This window comes from Bacillus sp. FSL W8-0519 (genome assembly GCF_038005585.1).
GTDB classification, from domain to species: domain Bacteria; phylum Bacillota; class Bacilli; order Bacillales; family Bacillaceae_G; genus Bacillus_A; species Bacillus_A paranthracis.
Map to the genome: position 1 here is coordinate 1 of NZ_JBBOTL010000002.1, position 23,571 is coordinate 23,571.

The following is a 23,571-nucleotide window of genomic DNA, read 5'->3' on the forward strand; positions in this document are numbered from 1 at the left end:
ATGAACGCACAACTTATAACTGAACGTCTTAAGAAAGTTGGCTTGGTTTACATAGCCAATCAATTAGATGGCATCCTAGAAGATGCCTCTAAACATAATGTAACATATTCTGAATTTCTAAACACCCTTCTTCAACATGAAATTGAACACAAAGAAGGTGCAGCACTAGAAACTAGAATAAAGAAATCAAAGCTACCGTTTCACAAGACTATCGAAGACTTTGACTTCTCATTTCAACCAAGTGTTAGCGAACGGCGTGTAAAAGAAGTAATAACTGGTCGTTATATTGAGAATGGAGAAAATATCTTATTATTAGGACCGCCAGGTGTTGGTAAAACCCACTTGGCGATAGGTTTCGCTATCGAAGCACTTCGTCAAGGATACACAGCTTACTACACCCGGGCCGATGATTTCATTACTTCCTGCCGCAAGGCAGAACAAAGGGGAACCACTTCTCGCCTGGTCCGATCGTTAAGTAGGTGCGATGTACTCATAATTGATGAAATGGGATACTTTCCGTTTGATGAGTTAAGTGCAGATTTATTCTTTCGTATCATTTCAAAACGTTATGAAAAAGGGTCAATTATTTTAACCTCTAACAAATCGTATATTGAGTGGGGGAAAATATTTGGCGATGACGTCCTAGCAACAGCGGTTTTGGATAGATTGTTGCATTACTCCACAACTTTCAATATCAAAGGACAATCATTTAGACTTCGTGAAAAGCAAAAAGCCGGCATACAACCGGCCGTTAATTAGTAATAGGGAATTTTGGACCGCTGAAATTAGGGAAAATAGAACCGCTGTTGACATCTCAATACTAATTTATCTATTGAAAGTTTTTCTTCAATAGTTAAACCAAAATAATCCTCACAGTGTCTCTTCGGTACTATTAACATATGACCTTTATTTACTGGGAATTTATCATAAAAACATTTAGCTTTATCATTTTCAAATACAACACTTTCAATATGGCCTAGTCACAGGGTTGCTGCTCTAGTCCGTCAGATGATTTACATAAAATGTAATTTCTGCAACCGACTTACTGAGGCAACCCTATAGCGCCTTGTCTAAATACCTATACAGCGTGGTCTTACTGATACCAGTCGCCACTGTAATTTGCTTAATTGTATAGTCTTTACTCTTATACATCTTAACAGCCATTTCCACTTTATCTTCTTTCTTAGTAGGTCTCCCACCTTTCTTTCCTCTTGATCTTGCTGCTTGAAGACCAGACTTTGTTCGTTCAGGGGTCCCGCCAACCAAATGACATAAAACCCACGTTAAGACATTTTTTGGAATTCAAATCCTTGATTTAGGTACGCTAAGGGTTGTAACTAAAATGAATATTTTTGCTATAGACGGCAATATTAGGGTGAGTACCAGCGAAGCTGTCACCATTTGCAATAAGGATACGTTAAGATTACAATAAGTTGTTTAAGTTTAACACTTACAATACGCATATCCACCGTACTGTTTTAGATTGATAATATATATTTTCATACTTAGATTCCATTATTATGTATAATAAAGTTAAAAAAATAATGACGCCACTTATGGAGAGTGTATTATGTCAAAAAATGATTCTACCAATTTCGTTTTACATGCAAAAAGTGACCAATTACCATTATGCCAAACAAAATAAAATTAGAAAAATGGCAGATCCTCATCGGCTACATCGAGAAGCTCGATACTATAAAGAGGAAGTGGATCGATTAGCCAGTGAGAGGGAGCAATATCCAACAGGTATGCGACCTTCAGAAGTGGCCAAACAGTTGGGTTTATCTGTTCAAAGTGTCTATAAATATATCAAGGATGGAACTATTAAAGCTGTGGAGGTACCTTTCGGTGATGAAAGAACGAATTATGTCATCTCAGAAGAAGCGTTCCTGGAGGTAAAAGATTTGTTTCAGTCCTTGGAATCTGAACGTATCCGGAAAAATGAATATTATGATTCTAACTATGACATTGCACTTTTTCAGTATTTCCAATCTCAAGATAGTAGAGTTGCGAGAGTAATGAAAGATGAGGAGTTAAATTGGGGATTTTATCTTCCGTACTATCAAAAATGGGTGGAATTTAATGAAGGAATTGAAAAATATGGGTTGGAACCTTGTTATGAAATCCATAAAGATGCACTAGATTATAAAGGTTACGTTTATATCGAGATTCCAAAAGGGGAGGATATTTTATATCCGTTTATTGATTTTTTATATGAATCTTGGGGAATTGAAAATGTAGGGATTCGGGAACAGGAGCAGGGTGTATATATTTCGATGAAGGCTGGGGAAATATCTCTTCAACATTCTATTTCTTTTAACTTGGACCAGCTTATTCCTTTTATAAAAGAGGGAACGGTTGAGATTGCAGAGGGGTTATTTATTGTTCGAAGTGCTTATCGCAAAACGAATTTAGAGTTGCCAATCAATATGTTGGATGAGGCAAAGCAATTAGCAGAAAAAAAGAATCTTACCATGAGCCAGTGGGTAGAGCAGGTTATTCAACAAGCTCTACAGATGGGAGAATCCTAGAGAGAAAGGATTTGTTACAACTTCTGAAGAATAATATAGGAATACACGATTATGAATTTAAAACAGTTAACATAGAGACATGTTTATAAAAAGTATATAATAGGAAGAAACTCAAATTCCCTATGAGGAGTGAGGCTGTATGTTTGAACAAATTGATCAAAAAAAAGCGCTCTTAGATAGCAAACGCCCATTACCGAGATATACTATAAAAAGTTTACGTGAAAAATTATTACTAGAGTGGACCTATCACTCCAATGCCATTGAAGGGAATACGCTCACCATCAATGAAACGAAAGTGGTTTTGGAAGGAATTACGGTCGGAGGCAAAACACTTCGTGAGCATTTAGAGGTTATTAACCACCGAGAGGCGGTTGCTTATGTAGAAGAAATTGTCCATAAAGGAGAACCTTTATCTGAATGGCAGATTAAGAATTTACATCGATTAGTACTTAAAGGGATTGATGATGCGTATGCAGGCGTCTATCGAGATCAGCAGGTTTTTATCTCAGGTGCTTCACATGTACCACCAGCTCCTTATTTAATTCAGGAACAGATGGAACAAGTGATGACATGGTATCAATCAGAAGCTAAATCCCTTCATCCAGTGGAACATGGAGCAATGTTACATGCTATTTTTGTCGGTATTCATCCATTTATTGATGGAAATGGGCGAACCGCACGTTTATTACTTAATTTAGAACTCATGAAAGATGGATTTCCACCTGTCATTATTAAAGTAGCGAATCGACTAGAATATTATGATGCGCTGGATAAAGCTCATACATCAAAAGATTACCATGACTTTATTCAATTAGTAGCAGCTGAGGTGGAAGATTCACTCAATTTATATTTAAGTGTAATTAGTTAAATTTACTGCTGCAGTAGAGGTTCAATATAGGTAATATAGATTTTAAAAAATAAAGCTGATAAAAATCCTGTATTAGTTTAAGCAGGATTTTTTTGCTCTTGTTGAAATGGTATCCCTTTGTTACTTCATACTTCATTATAGTGTCATATTGTGGAGCAAGTCCTTTTAAAGAAAATTATATCTATATGTTAAATTGTAAAGGAGATTGTGAAATTATATACCTAAGGTAACGGAAGGTTAGTTTAGGAGTGGTGTTTTTAAATCATACAACCTCTTTTGATTAGTTACCATTTGGTTCTAAAAAATACTGGTAAGGAATACCTTGGAGACATTAATAGAATGTATGAATCTAGCAATGAAATAAAGGTTTATATTGAAACTAATGAAAAGTTAAAAACCGTCTCAGAAGAAGTAAAGGATTTTAATATTTATAATGAAGAAGAAAGACTACAAGAAAATTTAGATTTGTCGGAAGGGGGTATGTCCGTTCTTAAACCAAATCAAGAAGGAGACTATACCTTTAATTTTGTTTTTTAAAGAATTCCTCCAGCGAAAGTTTCCATTTAGGCGCTTCTAAATAATGGATTAATAAAATGTTCCCAAATCTTCTACAAAGGAACACAAAATGTCTACTAAAAGTATAGGTCATAAACAATTAATAAGTCTATGAAAAAGTGGTAACTAGGTCGAAGCAAGACCAAGTCCCATTTTTTTTAATTTTGACTCATTGATAGGGTTGGATCTGGTAAGGCAACAGATTAAAACGGTAAAAGATCGATATTACATGAAAGAAATTGTTTTAGGAATTGAAACTACTGGTCACTATTAGGACCTAGTTCTTCTTTGTCAGTTAGAAGGATATCATGTTCGTACGATTATTGCTGTACTACTGTGGAGGAAAGAAAAGCCCTTTTAAACTGGTCAAAAACAGATAATGTGAACCTTATGGCTATTCTACAATCCATGATTAATGGCCGGGGCACCTTTAATGAACTGCCTACAGGGAAGGTTCATGACCTACAAAAATTAATACATGCCCGCAGGGAACTTGTCAATGAAAGGAGCTCCACCGAGAATCTAATTCTTGTATATATGGATCATACATATCTTTCGAAAGTTTCAGAGTAAATCTATATGGAAAGATGGAAAGTGAAAACATGTCCGGCCCTTTTCTAAAAATTTTGGGAAAGCTCCTTGTTATCTCATGCGATATTATCCGCATCCTAGTGACATTCTAGAGCTTGGGGAACAGGAATAACGAGATCTTTCGGTCCGTGAAAACTTAAAGCTAAGGGATTCATGTATTCAACTTCTATTAGATTTTGCCAAGACATCCATTTCTAAGCCTAGAGAAAAGGTAGAAACAGAAATCTTCCTTTTGGCTCAAAAACTAGACCAATTACACTTTTTAAGTGACCAAATTAAAATCTTAAAAAGAAAAATCGAAGGTTTATTTGTTCAAATAAAAGGAGCCTTCATTTTCAGCATTCAAGGTATAGGTGTTGTATCAGGAGCTGAACTCTACGCATAAATGGGGGGACCTTCGATACGCTGTGACGCCCCGAAAAACCTTGTTTCACACTTTGAAGAAATGCGGGGGAAGGTTCTCCGGAACCGTCACAGTGGTCAACCCGAAGTAGTTAAGATTTGCAGTATAAGAGGAAAAGTTTTTTCTTTTCCTCTTATATCAATAGTAATCTAGTTGAGATTATCTAGTAAAAAGGTTAATGCTTGAACTTGCATTTGTAACTAGCCAACCTGCACCAATAACTCCAGCATCATTTCCAAGAGTTGCCCGTAATATTTTCGTATTCGAAGATGATGCTGGAAATGCAAACTTTTGATAATAATTTATTACTGGCTTAATTAATGTTTCACCTGCATTGGAAACTCCACCGCCAATGATAATGGCTTCAGGATTTATAACGGTACTCAAGGTTCCTAGTGCATAACCTAAATAAAAAGAAACCTCATCCACTATTTTTAATGCTAGTTCATCAGCTTGAGCGGCCAAATCAAATACATCTTTGGCAGTTAACTCTTCATCTTTTATTTTTCTTAGTTTCGTTTCTGTTTTACAGGATTTTAACTTTTCTTTGGTTACATGCAAGATTCCATTTGCAGAGACTATCGTTTCTAAGCATCCTGTCTTACCACAGTTACACATTTGGCCGTTTTCTAATTTTACTGTCATATGACCAATTTCACCAGCAGCACCTTTTATTCCTTCTACAATATTTCCTTTTGTGATAACACCACCACCGACACCGGTACCTAATGTGATGCATATTAATTCCTTTAATCCTTCTCCTGCTCCTTTCCACATCTCTCCTAAGGCAGCACAATTTGCATCATTGCCTACAAAGACAGGAATAGATAGGAGATTTTCTAATTGGCTTTTTAACGGGAAATTGGTCCATCCTAAATTAACCGCTTTTGTTATAACTCCCTCATTCATTACAGGACCAGGAGCACCAATCCCTGCACCTATAAATTGTTCTAAGTTCAGATCTAATTCTATTAAAATGTGATAAAAAGCCTCTTTAATATGAGGCAAAATATTTTGACCCTTTTCACTTGTATCCGTTGGAATTTGCCATTTATGCACAAAACCTCCTTCATTCGTTAGAATAGCCAATTTTGTTGATGTTCCACCCAAATCAATTGCAAAGATTAAACCTTCCATTTTCATCATCCTATCGTTGAATATTAATCATAAATACTTAGTTGCTTGCGTCATCTAGGAGCTGGAAAACCCTACTTGGATAGGAAAAGGACTGCGAGAAAAAACCCAGTCCTTTTGTTTTCTGTTTATAAAAATTTTCTAATGAAATTACTTCGCTAACCCTTCTGAAATTAATGCTTGAACATCAGAAGTTAATTTTTCCCCGTTAGACTTGATGATTTCTTTATACCAATAGAAGCTATCCTTTTTTATACGCTCCATTGATGCGTTATCATCAAAATCTCTGTCAATATATACAAATCCATATCGTTTTTGATAACCATTTAACCAGCTGAGTAAATCTGTTAAAGACCAAGGTGTATAGCCAATCACCTCGGAACCATCCGCAATAGCGTTTTGAATCGCCTTCGCATGATCACGCAAATATTTAATTCGATAGTCATCATGAATTCTGCCATCTTCAACCGTATCGAATTCCCCTAATCCATTCTCTGTAATAAGAACCGGAAGATTGTATCGACTTGTAATTCTGGTAATTGCTACTTGTAAACCAGTTGGATCAATGGTCCAGTCCCAATTTGTTGCATCTGTAAACGGATTTTTTACTATTTTGTACAGGCCAGGAATCCCTTTCTCAGGAGTTGTTCCCTTTTCACCCGTGTTATTAAATGCATGGTTCATTTGAACTCCATCAAGTGGATTGGCAACAACTGTTTCTGTCCGGTAGTAGTTTACTCCCATAAAGTCTGGTTTCGCTTTCTCAAGTAACTGCCAATCGCTTTCTTCAATTTCAGGCAGTAAATCATTTTCCTCCAAGTATCGCCACATTCTCTTAGGATATCTGCCAAACGCATAGACATCCATCCAAAAATAATTGTTATAATCATTCGCTTCATCTGCTGCTAATACATTTTCTGGCTTAGAATCTAATGGATAGTATGGCGAGTAAGCAAAACTTGGACCAATCTTTCCATCTGGTACATAATCATGAAATACACTAATAGCAGCTGCGCTAGCAAGATTCGCAATATGGTTAGCCTGATACATTCGTTTTCTGTCCTGTACACCCGGCGGATGGATGCCGGCCTCATATCCGTGACCAATAAAGACATTTTGTTCGTTTAATGTAACCCAATATTTAACCCGGTCTCCATACCGTTTAAATAAGGTAATGGCGAAGTTCTTAAAATCCTCAATGACCCTTCTTGATTCCCATGCTCCATATTCCTCCATTAGAGCTTGAGGGATATCCCAGTGATAGATGGTTAATACAGGTTCAATTTTATTGGCGATTAATTCATTTATAATATCATCGTAAAATTGAAGTCCTTTCTCATTCACTTCACCGTACCCTTTAGGATAAATCCGGCTCCATGCTACAGAGAATCGATACGCTTTCAGACCCATTTCAGCCATTAAACGAATATCTTCTTTATATCTGTGATAATGGTCAACTGCAACATCACCGTTTGTTCCTTTTAGTGTCTTGCCGGGAATATGAGAAAAGACATCCCAAACTGAAGGACCTTTCCCATCCTCATTCCATGCACCTTCTATTTCATAAGCTGCAGAAGCCGCTCCCCATAAAAAGTCTTTAGGAAATGCTTGTTTTTTGATATGTTCCAATTTAATATCCTCCTCTTATGATGCTAATTGGCTTAATACGAAAGTTAATGCCTTTTCAGGATTCCTAGTCAAATCTATATATTCTTTACCACCTGTAGATACCAATTTGATTCCTAAACGATCTGTATCCTTTTTTAGCACTTCATAGTTTGATGCAACCTGTGGAGCTAAAATAACTAAATCATAATCTTTCAAAATATCATTATGTGATCCATAGGCTCCTGCCGCAGCTGAAATAGAAACATTACATTCTTTTGCACCTTTTGTTAAGGCATTAGCTAATAATCCGCTTGTACCACCGCCTGCACAAAGGACTAAAACATTTTTCTCATCTGTTATTATGTCTTGTTTAACTTCAAGTACAACTGTTTCGCTTTTCGGAGCAATTACTTCTTTGACAGGATGATTATTTTCTTCAAGTTCTTCTTGAACCTTTTGCTTGTCGTAAACTTTGAAGAATGGATAATAAATAAGAAAGTCTACCATTAATAATAGAATGGCCAAGAGAAAGGCAAAACCGGCAAATCCAGTACCCATGATGATTCCAAGTGGACCAGGAGTTGTCCAAGGCAAGACATACATGAATGAATTCATACCTAAAACATCAACAAAGAATTTAAAAAGCCAAACGTTTACAATCGGTGCAAGTATAAATGGTACAAAGAAAACGGGATTTAGAACGATCGGTGCACCAAATAATAATGGTTCATTGACACCAAAAAGAACCGGGATGGAAGAAGCTTTACCAACAGCTTTTAGTTGTTTTGACTTTGCTAAGAAAGCGAACATTAAAGTAACAACTAAAGTTGCGCCAGTTCCGCCTAAAGTAGCAACGAATTGTTGAACACCAGGTGTTAAAATATTTACTGCTTGTTCCCCGTTTTGATACATTTGTAGGTTTGCTTCAATATTAACGTAATAAATTGCCGCAACAGCTGGTTCTACAATTGAAGGGCCATGTATGCCGATAAACCAGAATAATGCTATCGCACCATAAACAATCGTGAGACCTAAATAACCATCAGCCGCTGAAAAGAGAGGTTTGAAGAATTCTATAACTGCCTGCGCAAAGTTTATTTCGAAAAAGCTTCTAAATGCCAGGTCAAAAAGCCAGAAGAAGATCGTTGTAACTGCAAATGGAATTAAATCCTTGAACGTTTGGGCAATATTTGGCGGAACTTCTTCAGGTAATTTGATTGTCACGTTATTTTTGATACATACTTTATAAATATTAGCTACAATAAAAGCAATAATAAATGCTGTAAGTAATCCGGTTGATCCCATATATCCACTTGCAAAACCACCGTCAATTGGATTAGCAGCTAACAGCAAAAATCCAACAATAGCCGCTAGCATCGTAGATATATTACTTATCTGATTATTCTTTGGCAATTCCCGATTAAATGAGTCAGTTAAATGTTTTGCTGTAGTAGCCGCGACAACTAAGCCCAATATTCCCATTGAATATGCATACGGTTTCATTAATATTGTTTCAATTTCTTTGCTCCAATAAAAACCAAAAATATTCGGCACGTATGCTACCAGTAAAAAAATACTTGAGAATAAGACAATCGGCATTCCAGAAATGAAGCCATCTCTAACCGCTCTTAAATAGATATTCCGAGAAACCTTTTCGAAAAAAGGTTTCATTTTTTCTATTTGTGCAATTAAGGAATTCATCATGGAGTTCATAAATAATCATCCCTTCGTATAAATCTCAATTAAATGTTCAACAATATCACTTAATAGTAAGGTAGTCATTAAATGATCCTGGGCATGTACCATAATAAAGCCTAACTCAACGGATTCCCCGCCAGCCTCTGCTGCTAGTATTTGGGTTTGGGAATTATGTGCTTCTGCTAAGCTTTCCTTCGCCTCTTTCACTAGTCCTTCTGCAGCATCTAGGTTGCTTTTTTTTGCTTCATTAACAGCTTGTAATAATTTGGAACGTGCTTCACCGGCGAATGCAACAATTTCGAAACCTACCATGCTCACTTCTTCTTTATTCATATCTAATACTCCTTACTGAAAATAATAGAAATGCTTTGTTTTTGTTTGTATTATGTTCTATTATTTTCCTTTTTGTTTATTTTTGTTTACATTTAAACTATAAATCAGCGATTATTTTTTTGTCAACCGTTTTCATTAACTGTTAATATATTATTCGCTAATTGTATCACCACTATTTTTTTGTTTGACATTTATCGTTTCGGGTGATAAATTCTAGGAAAAGGAACAAAATCAAACATTTTAGAACAAATCGAGAAGGGAGTGACAGTGTGCTTAAAGAGCAACGCCTAGAAACCATATTAAAGTTAATTAATACTCATGGAATGGTGCGCGTCTCAGAAATCACTGAATTATTAAATGTAACAGAAATGACTGTTCGACGAGATTTACAGCTGCTTGAGGATTTAGGTCAAGTTGAGAGAATTCATGGGGGAGCAAAAGCTGTCAATGGATTTTCTGATAAAGAGCTGACTCATATTGAGAAGCAAGGCATCAATATAGAAGAAAAACAACAAATTGCTAGAACGATTGCCTCCTTAATCGAAGAAAATGACACAATTTTTCTCGGTCCAGGTACAACGATTGAGTATGTGTATGACTTCTTGACGGTATTTCCTGCAAGAATCGTGACCAATTCCATTCATGTTTTCAACCGTTTTAATAAAAACGAAGGTTATGATCTTATTTTAATTGGTGGAAGCTATCGAGCTCGAACTGGAGCCTTTGTCGGAAGCTTCGCGAATAATACATTAAAAAAGATTAATGTAAAAAAAGCCTTTATAGGCGCAAATGGCGTCCATGGGAATGAAGTTTACACAGCTAATGAAGAGGAAGGAATTACACAGAGCATTATTTTAGATAATGCCCACGAAAAATACATTGTTGCTGATTATAGCAAAATTTGGGGACAGGACTTTTTTAGCTTCTATCATTTGGATGGGGTAACTGCTTTAATAACCGATGATCAAATTCCCGAAGAAAAGAAGCTTAAGCTAGAAGAGTTTGTAAAAGTAATTTATTAAATATGAGGTGAATGGACATGAACATATTATTAGGATCAGATAAAGCTGGGTTAGAGTTGAAAAATCATATAAAAACTTTCTTAGAAGAAAAAAACATCGATGTAATAGATAAAACACTAGATGGAGCCGTTGACTTTGTAGATTCAACTGTTTTAGTCGCAAATGAAGTAAAAGAAGGCAGCGATTCACTTGCTATTCTGATCGATTCCTATGGAGCGGGTTCTTTTATGGCAGCAACCAAAATAAAAGGCATCGTTTGTGCGGAAGTCTCTGATGAACGATCAGCAAGAATGACAAGGGACCATAATAACACTTCTATTATTACGATGGGGGCCGAAGTTGTAGGTAAAGGCTTGGCTGAAAGTATTGTGATGGCCTTTATTAACTCAAAGTACTCAGGGGGACGCCATCAAATCCGAGTAGATATGTTAAACAAAATGATGTAAAACGTATAAACCATTTAGAGAGATTACATTAAAAGAATGAGGGAGAGTATAAGATGATTATTTCATTAGGTTGTGACCATATTGTAACAGATGTAAAAATGGCAGTTTCTGACCATTTAAAATCTAAAGGACATACGGTTGTTGATATGGGGACGTATGATTTTACAAGAACACATTATCCTATCTATGGGAAAAAGGTGGCAGAAGCGGTTACGACCGGAGAAGCTGATTTAGGTGTAGTGATTTGCGGAACAGGTGTAGGAATTACAAATTCAGCCGCTAAAGTACTAGGAGCAAGAGCAGCATTGGTAAGAGACGTTGCCACGGCCAAATATGCTAAAGAAAAACTAAATGCAAATGTCATTGGCGTTGGAGGCAAAATTACTGGAGAACATTTAATCCTAGAGATTGTCGATCACTTTATCGAAGCAAAATATGATGAAACAGAGGAAAACAACCAATTAGTGAAAAAAATTATGTCCCTTGAACCAGAAAATGATCATCAAACAGGAGACATTCACTTTTTTGACGAGTTCCTAGAAAAATGGGATAGGGGCGAATATCACGATTGATGATAAGCAATGAAATGAAAGGCTTTGTTAAACATCCTTGTTGATGCTGCAATTGCCTTCGGGGCATACGTTCAGCCATTTATGCAGAAAAATGCTGATCACATGGCCCAAAGGCAATTTATCAACATTCATCATAAACAGAGCTAAAAAAGAAAAAACACGAGAAAGAGGCAGTGAAATGATTTTATCAGTCACAATGAATCCCTCAGTTGATATTTCTTACCCTCTTAAACAATTTAAATTAAATGAGATTAATAGAATAGAACATGTGAGTAAAACCGCAGGCGGAAAAGGATTAAATGTTACACGGGTTATTTCACAATTAGAAGAAGATGTTCTGGCTACTGGTGTTATTGGCGGCACCCTTGGTGATTTTATCAACCAAGAATTAAAAAAATCTGGTATTAAAAATGACTTTTTAAAGACTGAAAAAGAATCACGAAATTGTATTGCCATTCTTCACGAAGGAATGCAAACAGAGATCCTCGAATCGGGTCCAACCCTATCCCTAAAAGAAGGCAAAGCATTTTTAGATAAATTTGAAGGTCTATTATCAAAGACCTCATTTGTTACGATTTCAGGAAGTCTGCCAAAAGGGTTACCCGATGATTTCTACCATCAAATGCTAGTCATCAGTCATAAAAAAGACGTTCCTGTGATACTTGACTCCTCGGGAGAATCCTTAAAACAAGTACTTCTTCATAAGGAAAAGCCCTTTGCCATTAAACCAAACCATACTGAATTGTCTCAGCTTATTGGGAAAGAGGTCAATAATGATAGAAATCTCTTAAAAGAAGTATTATCGCATGAATTATTTAACGATATTGAATGCGTGATGGTTTCAATGGGAAGTAAAGGTGCTTTGGTTAAATATAAGGATCGATTCTATAACGCAATTATACCAAAAATTAATGTGGTAAATCCAGTAGGATCAGGTGATGCGACAGTTGCGGGGTTAGCTGTTTCTTTAAATAGAGGGGAATCCATTGAAACCGCCATCAAAACCTCGATGACGGCAGGGATGCTGAACACAATAGAAGCTGGGACCGGAAGCGTTAATCTGAACCACTTTCTGCACTATTTTAATTTAGTTGAGATAAACGAAATCTACTAAAAAGGGAGACTACTACTATGCTATCATTAAAAAAGAATAAATTAGAAGCATTGAAACGATTATCAAATGAAAACGGAGTAATCGGGGCACTTGCGATTGACCAACGTGGATCTCTTAAGAAAATGATTGCTAATGCAAGTGATCAGGAGATTGGAGATGAAGGAATCATTACGTATAAAAAATTGGTATCGGAGGAACTGACACCTTTTGCTTCATCGATCTTACTTGATCCTGAATATGGCTTACCCGCTTCGAAAATAAGACATCAAGATGCCGGACTCATCATGGCTTATGAAAAAACAGGCTATGATGCATCAGAGCCAGGACGCCTGCCTGATTTATTGGAGGAATGGTCTGTTAAACGCCTAAAAGACCTTGGTGCCGATGCTATTAAATTTTTACTCTACTATGATGTAGATGAAGAAGAAAAAATTAATGAGTATAAACATGTATATATGGAGCGAATTGGTTCAGAATGTGAGGCTGAAGAAATCCCCTTCTTTTTAGAAATTGTGACTTATGATGCCAATAACGATGATGTAAAAGGAAAAGAATATGCCAAGGTGAAACCTCATAAAGTGATTGATGCAATGAAGGAATTCTCAAAACCACAATACAAAGTGGACGTCCTGAAAGTCGAAGTTCCTGTTAATATGAAATTCGTAGAAGGATATGGAGATGAAGTTATCCATTCTAGGGAAGAAGCGCTTCAATTATTTAAAGAACAAAGTGATGCTACGACGTTACCATTCATCTTTTTAAGTGCGGGTGTTTCAGCGCAGTTATTCCAAGATACATTAACATTTGCAAAAGAGGCGGGATCTACCTTTAATGGTGTATTATGCGGACGAGCAACCTGGAAGAATGGTGTTAATGTTTTCGGTGAAAAAGGTGAACAAGATGGCCGAGAATGGCTAAGATCAGAAGGCAGACAAAACATCGAAGAACTTAATGCCGTTTTAAAAGAAACAGCAAGTCCATGGTTTGATAAAGTAGAAAATATTTAATTAAAAACTCATTGAGTAAAGCAGAGTATATGATATTACTCTGCTTTTACCATTTTTCAATATGGCTGAAAGAAGTATCTAGACATAATTATATAAGGAGGAATCATTATGGTATTAAAACCTAAGGCTATTTTCTTGGACATGGATGGTACCATATTAAATCACCAAAATAAGGTGAGAATTCAAACAAAGGAAATCATTGATGCATTACGTAATCAAGGAATATACGTTATTCTAGCTACAGGTAGAGATGCGGATGAAATAGAAAGATTAGTCCCAAAAGGTTTTCAAGTTGATGGGTTAATTACCTCAAATGGTGCGACAGGGTATGTAGGGAAAAAAGTTATATTTAAACATTCACTATCACTTAGATTGGTGGAAACTATTATTAACAAAGCTAGAGAAAATAAAGTATATTATGAGCTTTACCCTTATGGAGCATCCCGAGTTATATTAAAACAAGATCAACAATATGTTTTAAATGAAGTAAAAGAACCGAAACCAAACAGTGTCGGTATGAACGAGTGGCTTTCTCGTAAGCATTCCATTAAAGAAGAAATAGCATGGATGGATAAAATAGAAGGAAATGAATTCTCAAAGTTCTACTTCTTTGCTAGAACAAAAAAACAAATAAATAGTTGGAAAAATGAACTTGATAAAATTAAGCAGGTAATGGATTTTACTACCTCTTCATCTACTGAACACAATGTTGAATTAATGGCTGCAAACGTGAATAAAGCAACAGGGATAAAACAGATGCTGCAGCATTTTAGTTTGTCCGGAGGAGAGACTCTCGCTATTGGGGACAGCGATAATGATTTACCAATGTTACAGTTTGTTAGTTATGCTGTCGCTATGAAAAACGCTCCAGAACATATCAAAGAAATCGCGGATGATGTAACGGAATTCACCTGCGATGAAGATGGAGTATACCATTATCTTAAATCTAAAGTACTGTCACTGTGACCGCCCGAAGTTTATTGAGATTTTTAGAATCAAAAAACCGGTCACTGTGACACTCCGAAAAAACTGGTTTTCATGAGAGATTTGTAATATACAAGAAAAGGAGGTTAATCATTTGAGATAATGATTAACCTCCTTTTCTTGTATATTATTATGATGTGTTCGATAATTATAAATAACACATAGCTTGTGATGGAAATTATCGAACGAATTATGTTATTTCAGAAAAGGCATTCCTAGAAGCAAAAGAATTGTTTCAGTCCTTGGAATTTGAGCGTGTTCGAAAAAATGAATATTATGATACTAACCATGATATTGTGCTTTTTCAGTACTTTCAATCTCCAGATAGTACAGCTGCCAGGGTGATGAAAGATGAAGAATTAAACTGGGGATTTTATCTTCCATACTATCAAAAATGGGTAGAATATAATGAAGGGATTGAAAAGTATGGCCTAGAACCTTGTTATGAAATCCATAAAGATATACTAGATTATAAAGGCTACGTTCATATCCAGATTCCTAAAGGGGAGGATATTTTATATCCGTTTATTGACTTTTTGTATGAATCTTGGGGAATTGAAAATGTAGGGATTCGGGAACAGGAGCAGGGTGTGTATATTTCGATGAAAGCAGGGGAAATATCCCTCCATCATTCTGTTCCTTTTAAACTAGACCAGCTTATTCCTTTTATAAAAGAGGGAACGATTGAGATTGCTGAAGGCTTCTTGGTTGTTCGGAGTGCTTATCGTAAAACGAATTTAGAACTACCAATAAAGATGTTGGACACTGTAAAGCAATTAGCCGAACAAGAGAATATCACCATGAGCCAATGGGTAGAACGAACAATTAATCAAGCACTTGAAAGCGTTCACCAAAGAAGAAGAGTTTAAAATGAATACTGTAGCTCTGAAATATCACCGAAAAAATAAATGCGTTTATTTTGCATCGAGTGACCAATTACGCACAAAATAAAAGATAGCTTCGTTTAAATGCGATTCTCAAGCACTGAATAGCCCCTGTTCATATGAATAAGTGGCTATTTTATTTTATTATTAGTTTTTTATTTTTTTATAAAAGTTAACTAGGTTAATATGGTTAATCAATCGATAATATAATATTTAAAAGGTTAATATTTTTTTAAAATGAGATGTTAGTAATGTATTGAGAAAAGGTTAAAGTTTTAGTTTAACAGAAACAATTAAATCTATTCTTCTCGTTTGTAACGATAGATGAAGAGGAATTGGAATGATACAATAAATGAAATAAATATATCTTTTTAGTTAACTTTATTAACCTAGTTAACATAGTAATATAATTGATTTGAATAAGGATTGATATGCTGACCGGAATAGCTAATGAATACCAGTCTTACGTTGATGAAAATAAGAAATTGAAAGAAGAGTTTGCTACTGAGCGAGAAGAGTTAAAGGCGCAGATACAGAAACACTTTTATGAAACGGTTGACATAAAGGAGGAAATTGAAAATTTGAACGATCAAATGGAAGCGTTAAAAGAACATCACATGGTAGAGTTAGAGCGAAAAGATGAAAAAGCACTTAACGAAAAGAATAACGCTTTGCTAGAATTAGAAAGAGAGTATCAAAAAAAATTAACTACTGCTAATGAAGAATATGCAAATCAAATACGCAAGATGAATGAAGCTTATACTAACCAAATACAACAGTTGTATGAACAAATGAATCGACTTCGTGAAAAATAAAAGAACAAGTTAAACGTATTGAAATAAAAAAACCACAAGTTGCATTGTAATGTGCATTGTGGTTTTTTTATTTTAGTTCATTTTGTTGTTCACTTTATAAAATTATCGTGATTTGTAAATGATTAACCTAGTAAACTAGATTAACCTATTGGTATTGATATATTTTAAGGTTAATATATCAAGCGATATTCTTATGAATACACAATTTGGTTATAGGCGTGTCTATCTTCGTCTCTGTAAGCTAAGATGCTTTTGACATTCCCACCATCGTTCCACATTCTACCGGCAATCCCCTCGTTTTCTTCCACATGGATTAATTCAATTTCAAGAGTAGGAAATTTCTCGCAGGCTTCCTGAAACCAGTGTTCATCCGGACTCCAACGAGTCTCAAACAACAAAAAAATTTCTTCTGCTGTTTGACGAATATAAAGAGAGCCATCATAGTTTTTCGGGGCTTTTACCTCTGATACTAAAAAGCTCATTCTTTCCTTTTCATTTCCTTTCACAATAAGAGTATTAGGGGTACAGCCACACATCCATCAACTTAAGGATTTAGACTATTCTTAAACTTAAAAGCACGTTACTATTCTCTTATGTTAATGAGAAAGGGTGACGTGCTTTTTATGAATATGCATCAAAAACAAGAGCTGTCTTTATTTGCCGAAGAGTTATATCGATATATGTCTCCCGCTACACTTAATCAATTAGCTATAGAAGCAGGTGGAATGAAACGAAAACGTAAGTGCCATGGGCACCATTTTTTATCTTTGTGTGTATGGTTAAATCAACAAATCGCTACAACCTCTCTTACTCAACTTTGTAGTCAATTAGAAACTTCAACAGGAATTTTATTAAGTCCTGAGGGACTGAATCGACGATTTAACTCGGCTTCTGTAGCCTTCTTTCGAAATGTATTTACTACACTTCTACAAGCTAAAATTGGAGGATCATCTACAATTTCTCATTCTCTTTCTGCTTACTTTAAGCGGATTCGCATCCTTGATTCTACAACCTTTCAAGTTCCAGATCGATTCGCAGCTACTTATCCTGGTGCCGGAGGCTGTAGTCATACAGCTGGTGTGAAAATTCAATTAGAGTATGACTTGTTGAGCGGAGAGTTTTCTGATGTGAAAATTGAACCAGGAAAACGAAGTGATCAGGCATATGGGGCGACTCGAATGGACATGACACAAAAGAATGAACTATATATTCGTGACTTAGGGTATTTTCGTTTACAAGACTTTAAATCGATCCAAGATAAGGAAGGGTATTATTTATCGCGTCTTAAATTACCAACTAAAATATATAGAAAAGAATTCGAAACAGTGGTATTTAAAACAAAACCTGCTCAATTGAGACCGGTATATATACAAATTCATTTGGAAGACATCATGAACCAATTACAACCTGGCCAAGTGTATGAATTACATGATGTATATGTAGGGAGCAAAGACAAACTACCCACTCGCATTGTGGTTTATAGATGTACAGAGGAGCAAAAACAGAAACGTCTACATGATCGAGCTATTCGTGAAAAGAAAAAAGGGATTACATATACAGAGCGTACGAAACTTTTACAAGGAATTACGGTATATATGACAAACATTCCTACGGAATGGGTACCGAAAGAGAAAATCTATGATTTATATTCACTGCGTTGGCAAATTGAGCTGTTATTTAAAATATGGAAATCTTGGTTTCGAATTCATCGTTGTAAATCTATTAAACAAGAGCGATTAGAATGCCACCTTTATGGACAACTCATTAGTATCCTATTATGTTCTTCTACTATGTTTAAAATGAGAGAACTCCTGTTACGTAAGAAACAGAAAGAACTAAGTGAATATAAAGCGATGTACATAATTAAAGATTATTTCTTACTTTTTCATCAAGCACTACATAAAAACACCCAAGAATTATCAAAGATTCTCCTTCGTCTGTTTAACCTCCTACAGCGAAACGGACGAAAATCTCACAGATATGAGAAAAAAACAGTCTTTGATATTTTAGGTGTTGTGTATGAGTATACCACTTCTGCCCATCAGGTAGCATAGCGAAAAATTTGAAACCCGTCAGGGTTTATTTGATGTGCCTACTTTTATAACATCTATAAAAGATAATAAAAAACTACGTGGAAAGACCGCATTTTATATAAAAATATACGTTAAGTTGATGGATGTGTGGCGGGACCCCTAAATGAGAAATAATAGCTTTATTAATAGTCGCTATGTGCAAATATAAAACCTCCAATAAAATTAATTACCTCTATTCCTTCTTAAGATTATTTAAAATATAGTCTGTCAGTTCACTACTATTAAATCCCTTTTGTTCTTTTAATTCATTCATTTCGCTAATGAAAGCATTAGTAGAATTAGACTGAAAGAGTAATAGCAATGATACCGCCTGGTCTAATAATCTTGTTTTAGGTATATCAGTATCCTCTTTAAGCTTTTCTAATTTTTCATTTAAATCATTGGCTAATGTTGTAGATAATTGTTTTCTATTCACTACTTTATAGTGTTTCTTTTTAGTCATATTAAACATCCTTTAACTTTTTCATAGTTATATAATAGCATTACTATTGAGTTTCTATCAATTTAATTAAACAACAATAAACTTCATGAAGTTTATTGTTGTTTAATCTCCATATTCATTATATAATTAAAATATAAGGTTTTAGTTGCCGGATATGACTTCGATTAAACAAAGGGGGTGTTACCACGATGGGACTTTTAACTCTTATCACATCAATCTTTATCTTTTCTATAGTTACCATGGCATCGATTATTGTTCTTTGGTTAAAAAATAAACAGTTGTATGCCCCAGACATAATAAGATTAACTGGTGCAATTATATGTTTAATTAGTTCGGGAATTTTACTTATGTTTAAAGATAAATTTGAACCTACTTATAAAAACTTGACTGCAACAATTGGACAGTACACAGGGACCTCATTGAATATAATAATTTTATGCTTATTAGGATTTTTTTTGCTGATAGCTATTTTTAATGCAATTAGACTATGAACATAAAATAACTAATTTAGGGGGATTTAAATGAATAATTTTAATGATTTGATTAATTTATTTTGGTCTTATTTATGGATAGTGGGTTGTGTATCTACATTACTAATCACTTTGATATTAATGGGACGGATGTTTTTTGGTAAACCAACATATAGAGGGTATTCTAGTAGTAATAAGAAGGCGATGGATGTTGCTTTGTTTTCATCTATTACAAGCAGTAGTGATGCCGGAAAAGATTGAAGAACTTAATTCTATTTGAAATTATTGTTTTAAAAGTAATCAATTTATTAAATATAGACAGATGAAAGGACAGAATACAACATCTACAATAAACTAAGAAGGTAATTCTGAGCAGGAAAATCACAATTATTATTATAGAAACAGAGTAAAAATGTAACGTTTATACTCAACGCTTGAAAAAAACTTTGTTAACTAATTAAAAGGAGCTTTTACATGTTAGAGACTCTTGAAATGAGAAAAAAGCAACACGAAATAAAAATAAAAAAATATAAAAAAATACAAGAGTACTACAATCCATTTTTGTGGACAATCTCAATTATCTATTTTCTTTATTTCATGATCAGTGATAATTCTCTTTCAGTACATCTATTACTTTCTTTCATTATTGGTTTGATTCTTTGGAGTATAGGTCTAGCCATTAATTTAAAACTCTTTCATGAGTTGAAAGAAAAAAGAAAAATCTTGAATATAGAAACAATAAACGAAATGAAAAATAATAAATATATGAGTCCAGGAAGAAAAGAACGCTATATCACAGATTATAACGCGACGAAAGATGAACTAGAAAAGATAATGATTTACGCTAAATTTATGTTAGAAGCTGAAGAAAGAGAAAACGAAATAAAAGATGACAATAGCAATTTAGATATATAAGTGTAGTGAGAGAAGAATAAAAATATGTCTATAGAACAGTATATAAATCTTCGTGAAGCAGGGAAAGAAATTGAGGAGATTCAAAAACAATATCTGTTAAGTGAAGCTACACTTTTAACTCTAGAACTAGGTTATAAATGTTATGGAAAAAACATTTCATTGCATAAAGCAATTAATCTTATTGATAAAATTGTAGTATTAAATGTAAATGATACCAAGCATACATCCTTTAGTCCATCTGTGTCCATATGTGATTGATAGCTAGATTGAAGGAGAGAGAGCCATATACCCAAAGGCAAGTTAGATACCTTAATAATATAGTGGAACAAAATCATCGTTTTATCAAGAAGCGTGTGTGCTATGTTGGGATTTAAGTTATATAAAACAGCAACTTCTGTATTGAGTGGTGTAGAAGCCATGCATATGATAAAAAGGGACAAATTGATTTGTAGAATCAGTTTGTCCACCGAGTATTTGAACTTATAGCATAAAATAAGATTCCGTTAGGAATCTACTATCATCCATGTTCTTCTTCATATATTTGCAACAGAACTAATAAAATATTAATATGCTATTTTAAATCTAATTTAGTTATTTTTTATGGGAATTAAAATAATCTTTTGGGACTCTACTTAATGAATCAATTATTTGGCTATTCTCATTAAATTCATATTCTACACCACTAATTTTTACTATTGGTTTATTTGTACCTCGTTGTCCCATTATAAGAGCGGCAGTAGCAGCAAGAAGGTCACAAAAGGTTTCTGTAGATTTCTTCATCTCATTAGTATTTATGTCGACTACCTCACTGATTCTTAGAGCAGGGACACCATATAGGCCTATAGCAATTTGAGTCGCTCCAAGCTTTTCAATCCGCCCATCACTATCGGTAATTATCACTCCAACTTTAACGTTTAGTCTTTTTTGTAATGTTTCACTAATTTTCTTTGCACTTAGGTCGGGATTCTCTGGTAAAAGCATTACATGCTCAAAATCAATTTTATCTATTCCAGCACTTGTTAAACGCATTCCATTTGGTAACCAAGCTCCAATATAATTATTGTCTATTTCTAACTTACCACCTGAAGGATCACCTGTTTCATCTATTATTTTTTGAATTACTCTAGGATTTTTTCTTGGGATTTTTTCATGTATTTGATTAGCTAAATCACTTGGTTTTATGTTACTAAGATTGATGTCGCGTCCTTCTGCAGTTGAAACTGCTTTTGAAGCTACGCATAGTATATCACCATCTTTTATTTCAAAGCTCGATTTTATGACTGACAAAGCGATAAAATCGCCAATATTGTCACCTATATTAATTTTTGGTATACCTGGAACTGCTTCAACATTGATCTTCATATTTTTACCTCCTCTAATTTTTCCCGTAACTTAATAACAGATTGTTTTGAATAACTGTATTTCTCTTCTTCATTTTTAGCGTGGGTTTCAATACTTATAGTGATATCTTGACTATCTGGAATGTGTTTATTTAGTAGAGATAGAATTTTCGCATAATTAATTACCCCCGTTCCAACAGGTACGTATTTTATAGAAGTACCTACATATATAAAGTCCTTAATATGCAGGTACTCAATATGTGGTGCAATCTTTTCTAGGAACGATTCATCTATATCTTCACCAACTTGGATTAAATTCGCAATATCCAACCAGATTTTAATATTAGTAATATTATTACTATCAATAAATTTAACAAAATCTTCTAAGTGCTTTTTCATATAAATCGTACAAACTGGTTCATTTTCCAATAAAAATGTATGATTATCGTTTATTATTTTTTCGAACAATTTATCTCTGACAAAATTGCTAACCGGATTCTCGACTTTACCTAGGTAGGAGAAGATTCTAATTTTATCAATAGATAATATGTCAGCATATTTTAGAATATTATCCATTAGTTTCTCCTTTTCAGAAAGAGATAAATTAGGGTCTATGCCGAAACTATCATGTATGATAGTCTCGATGGAGTTATTAGTAGTCCATTTAAAAAGTGGACTTGCTATAGAAACAGGGGTAATTCCTGACGATTTTAACTTATTAGCAAAATCTACAATTTCATTTTTATTCATTAGGGAAAGGTTTTTATTATTAATCATGCGTAGTTCACATGTATGTAAATCCATTTCTTTTAAAAAAGTAAAAGATGAATCTATGTTGCTCGAAATCTCATCAAGATTGATAGTTAATTTAGCTTTCATAGAATGGCCTCCGTTAATAATTTGTGGATTTTTATTAGTTCTGAATGTTTTATATCAATATCTTTATCAAACCAAATAGATAATGCTAATATCCCCTGATAGATCATCATCCATAAGCCATCAACTACTTTTGCACCATTATTGGAGAAAAATTGTAATAAGATAGTTTTTACTGGATTGAAGACCGCATCAATAAAGAGTTTTTCCTGCATGTTAACACTTTTTAAAAGGTCAATATTAAAAGGGGCTTTTGCCACATTACCTTTCATACCAGTTGATGTTGTGTTGATAATAATATCAGATTTATCAACTATCCCTTTTACATCAGAGTAGGGTAGTAGAGTTATTTGTAGTGCTTTCTGTTTATTGAGTAAATCTTGAGTTGAATCACTAATATTTGGATGATCCCTATATAGAACATACACATTATTGCTAATTTTTTTTGCTGCATATATTGCAGCTCTACTAGCACCACCAGTTCCCAAAATACAAACTGTCGGATTATCTTTTTTTGAATTTATTAGTATAGGCTTGTATAAACCAATCCAATCTGTATTATATCCGACGAGTCCATTGCTGTTTATTTTAATTGTATTTACGGCCCCGACATTAACGGCTGTTAAATCTAATTGATCTATAAGTTCCATTACAGATCGCTTATAGGGCAAAGTAACATTTAGTCCTACATATTTCTTTTTTAATAGCAACTCTAATGTATCTTTTAGTTCGTTAGATAATACTTTGATTTTATCATGACGATAATTACAATCAAATTCAGCACTATTAATTAATTCGCTAAACATAATATCAGAAACAGAATGAGCTACTGGGTTACCAATTAATGCAGAATATTTTTCTTTCATATTT

27 protein-coding genes and 2 pseudogenes are annotated in these 23,571 nt (G+C 34.4%); 18 read left to right on the forward strand and 11 right to left on the reverse strand.

Features of this window, described 5'->3' with window-relative positions; translation table 11 throughout:
- The coding region (istB, locus tag NST14_RS27930) for an IS21-like element ISBce16 family helper ATPase IstB (protein WP_000993737.1) at positions 1-759 on the forward strand (759 nt) is incomplete at its 5' end.
- Between the two features lie 26 nt (positions 760-785).
- On the opposite strand, the gene NST14_RS31065 is transcribed toward istB, so the two are convergent.
- Both NST14_RS31065 and NST14_RS27935 read right to left on the reverse strand, forming a co-directional pair.
- Positions 786-971, reverse strand: coding sequence for an HIT family protein (locus NST14_RS31065; RefSeq protein ID WP_078214948.1), 186 nt, complete (start codon positions 969-971; stop codon positions 786-788).
- A gap of 85 nt (positions 972-1,056) precedes the next feature.
- Positions 1,057-1,248, reverse strand: a pseudogene (locus tag NST14_RS27935) (helix-turn-helix domain-containing protein); the annotation flags it as partial.
- A gap of 308 nt (positions 1,249-1,556) precedes the next feature.
- Here NST14_RS27935 and NST14_RS27940 point away from each other — a divergent pair.
- The 3 genes from NST14_RS27940 (at position 1,557) to NST14_RS27950 (ending at position 3,936) form a co-directional block, all read left to right on the forward strand.
- On the forward strand, positions 1,557-2,531 hold the full coding sequence (locus tag NST14_RS27940) for a helix-turn-helix domain-containing protein (RefSeq protein ID WP_227599717.1): 975 nt from the start codon (positions 1,557-1,559) through the stop codon (positions 2,529-2,531).
- Between the two features lie 139 nt (positions 2,532-2,670).
- On the forward strand, positions 2,671-3,399 hold the full coding sequence (locus NST14_RS27945; RefSeq protein ID WP_000462861.1) for a Fic family protein: 729 nt from the start codon (positions 2,671-2,673) through the stop codon (positions 3,397-3,399).
- 339 nt (positions 3,400-3,738) lie between these two features.
- Positions 3,739-3,936 carry a hypothetical protein gene (locus NST14_RS27950; protein ID WP_000273339.1) on the forward strand — a complete coding sequence of 66 codons (198 nt, stop codon included), beginning with the start codon at positions 3,739-3,741 and terminating at the stop codon, positions 3,934-3,936.
- 1,171 nt (positions 3,937-5,107) lie between these two features.
- Here the strand turns inward: NST14_RS27950 and NST14_RS27955 are convergent.
- From NST14_RS27955 to NST14_RS27970, 4 genes are all read right to left on the reverse strand, one after another.
- Entirely contained in the window at positions 5,108-6,085 is a 978-nt protein-coding gene (locus NST14_RS27955; protein ID WP_000398674.1) for an ROK family glucokinase, read from the reverse strand.
- Positions 6,086-6,232: 147 nt separating this feature from the next.
- On the reverse strand, positions 6,233-7,711 hold the full coding sequence (locus NST14_RS27960; RefSeq protein ID WP_000400079.1) for a glycoside hydrolase family 1 protein: 1,479 nt from the start codon (positions 7,709-7,711) through the stop codon (positions 6,233-6,235).
- A 15-nt stretch (positions 7,712-7,726) separates the two neighbouring features.
- The gene (locus NST14_RS27965; RefSeq protein WP_033674580.1) at positions 7,727-9,391 is read right to left on the reverse strand and encodes a lactose-specific PTS transporter subunit EIIC; all 1,665 of its coding nucleotides are present in this window, start codon (positions 9,389-9,391) and stop codon (positions 7,727-7,729) included.
- A gap of 18 nt (positions 9,392-9,409) precedes the next feature.
- A complete protein-coding gene (locus NST14_RS27970; RefSeq protein WP_001030967.1) occupies positions 9,410-9,721 on the reverse strand; it encodes a PTS lactose/cellobiose transporter subunit IIA in 312 nt (103 codons plus the stop codon).
- A 269-nt stretch (positions 9,722-9,990) separates the two neighbouring features.
- On the opposite strand from NST14_RS27970, the gene NST14_RS27975 reads away from it, so the two are divergent.
- The 8 genes from NST14_RS27975 (at position 9,991) to NST14_RS28010 (ending at position 16,565) form a co-directional block, all read left to right on the forward strand.
- Positions 9,991-10,743, forward strand: a complete 753-nt coding sequence (locus NST14_RS27975) for a DeoR/GlpR family DNA-binding transcription regulator (RefSeq protein ID WP_000910758.1) — start codon at positions 9,991-9,993, stop codon at positions 10,741-10,743.
- A 17-nt stretch (positions 10,744-10,760) separates the two neighbouring features.
- Entirely contained in the window at positions 10,761-11,189 is a 429-nt protein-coding gene (gene lacA, locus NST14_RS27980) for a galactose-6-phosphate isomerase subunit LacA (RefSeq protein WP_001023673.1), read from the forward strand.
- Between the two features lie 53 nt (positions 11,190-11,242).
- A complete protein-coding gene (gene lacB, locus NST14_RS27985; RefSeq protein ID WP_000587219.1) occupies positions 11,243-11,761 on the forward strand; it encodes a galactose-6-phosphate isomerase subunit LacB in 519 nt (172 codons plus the stop codon).
- Between the two features lie 178 nt (positions 11,762-11,939).
- Positions 11,940-12,875, forward strand: a complete 936-nt coding sequence (locus tag NST14_RS27990; RefSeq protein WP_049119202.1) for a hexose kinase — start codon at positions 11,940-11,942, stop codon at positions 12,873-12,875.
- Between the two features lie 17 nt (positions 12,876-12,892).
- Complete coding sequence (gene lacD / locus NST14_RS27995) at positions 12,893-13,882, forward strand: tagatose-bisphosphate aldolase (RefSeq protein WP_000949804.1); 990 nt, start codon at positions 12,893-12,895, stop codon at positions 13,880-13,882.
- Between the two features lie 108 nt (positions 13,883-13,990).
- Positions 13,991-14,848 carry an HAD family hydrolase gene (locus tag NST14_RS28000; RefSeq protein ID WP_000243342.1) on the forward strand — a complete coding sequence of 286 codons (858 nt, stop codon included), beginning with the start codon at positions 13,991-13,993 and terminating at the stop codon, positions 14,846-14,848.
- 362 nt (positions 14,849-15,210) lie between these two features.
- On the forward strand, positions 15,211-15,735 hold the full coding sequence (locus tag NST14_RS28005; RefSeq protein ID WP_227585696.1) for a hypothetical protein: 525 nt from the start codon (positions 15,211-15,213) through the stop codon (positions 15,733-15,735).
- 446 nt (positions 15,736-16,181) lie between these two features.
- A complete protein-coding gene (locus NST14_RS28010; protein ID WP_000955217.1) occupies positions 16,182-16,565 on the forward strand; it encodes a hypothetical protein in 384 nt (127 codons plus the stop codon).
- Positions 16,566-16,756: 191 nt separating this feature from the next.
- On the opposite strand, the gene NST14_RS28015 is transcribed toward NST14_RS28010, so the two are convergent.
- Positions 16,757-17,047, reverse strand: a complete 291-nt coding sequence (locus tag NST14_RS28015; RefSeq protein WP_000009206.1) for a DUF1281 family ferredoxin-like fold protein — start codon at positions 17,045-17,047, stop codon at positions 16,757-16,759.
- A 141-nt stretch (positions 17,048-17,188) separates the two neighbouring features.
- On the opposite strand from NST14_RS28015, the gene NST14_RS28020 reads away from it, so the two are divergent.
- On the forward strand, positions 17,189-18,619 hold the full coding sequence (locus NST14_RS28020) for an IS4-like element ISBce2 family transposase (RefSeq protein WP_001055915.1): 1,431 nt from the start codon (positions 17,189-17,191) through the stop codon (positions 18,617-18,619).
- Positions 18,620-18,830: 211 nt separating this feature from the next.
- Here NST14_RS28020 and NST14_RS28025 read toward each other — a convergent pair whose 3' ends face one another.
- On the reverse strand, positions 18,831-19,100 hold the full coding sequence (locus NST14_RS28025; protein WP_048520039.1) for a ribbon-helix-helix domain-containing protein: 270 nt from the start codon (positions 19,098-19,100) through the stop codon (positions 18,831-18,833).
- A 188-nt stretch (positions 19,101-19,288) separates the two neighbouring features.
- Here NST14_RS28025 and NST14_RS28030 point away from each other — a divergent pair, with 188 nt between their 5' ends.
- The 5 genes and pseudogenes from NST14_RS28030 to NST14_RS28050 all read left to right on the forward strand — a co-directional run.
- Positions 19,289-19,591: a hypothetical protein gene (locus NST14_RS28030; RefSeq protein ID WP_048520038.1), complete on the forward strand. Its 303-nt coding sequence runs from the start codon at positions 19,289-19,291 to the stop codon at positions 19,589-19,591.
- A gap of 30 nt (positions 19,592-19,621) precedes the next feature.
- A complete protein-coding gene (locus NST14_RS28035) occupies positions 19,622-19,831 on the forward strand; it encodes a hypothetical protein (protein ID WP_048520037.1) in 210 nt (69 codons plus the stop codon).
- A 213-nt stretch (positions 19,832-20,044) separates the two neighbouring features.
- Entirely contained in the window at positions 20,045-20,485 is a 441-nt protein-coding gene (locus tag NST14_RS28040) for a LapA family protein (RefSeq protein ID WP_048520036.1), read from the forward strand.
- A 24-nt stretch (positions 20,486-20,509) separates the two neighbouring features.
- Positions 20,510-20,743, forward strand: a complete 234-nt coding sequence (locus NST14_RS28045; protein ID WP_048520035.1) for a hypothetical protein — start codon at positions 20,510-20,512, stop codon at positions 20,741-20,743.
- A gap of 35 nt (positions 20,744-20,778) precedes the next feature.
- Positions 20,779-20,971, forward strand: a pseudogene (locus tag NST14_RS28050) (DDE-type integrase/transposase/recombinase); the annotation flags it as partial.
- Between the two features lie 105 nt (positions 20,972-21,076).
- Here NST14_RS28050 and NST14_RS28055 read toward each other — a convergent pair.
- The 3 genes from NST14_RS28055 to NST14_RS28065 are packed head-to-tail and all read right to left on the reverse strand — an operon-like array spanning position 21,077 to position 23,567.
- On the reverse strand, positions 21,077-21,847 hold the full coding sequence (locus NST14_RS28055) for a coenzyme F420-0:L-glutamate ligase (RefSeq protein ID WP_048520034.1): 771 nt from the start codon (positions 21,845-21,847) through the stop codon (positions 21,077-21,079).
- On the reverse strand, positions 21,844-22,704 hold the full coding sequence (locus NST14_RS28060; RefSeq protein ID WP_073542001.1) for a sugar phosphate isomerase/epimerase family protein: 861 nt from the start codon (positions 22,702-22,704) through the stop codon (positions 21,844-21,846). The genes NST14_RS28055 and NST14_RS28060 overlap by 4 nt, the downstream gene beginning before the upstream one ends.
- Positions 22,701-23,567, reverse strand: a complete 867-nt coding sequence (locus NST14_RS28065) for a shikimate dehydrogenase (RefSeq protein WP_048520033.1) — start codon at positions 23,565-23,567, stop codon at positions 22,701-22,703. The genes NST14_RS28060 and NST14_RS28065 overlap by 4 nt, the downstream gene beginning before the upstream one ends.
- Positions 23,568-23,571 lie beyond the last annotated feature (4 nt).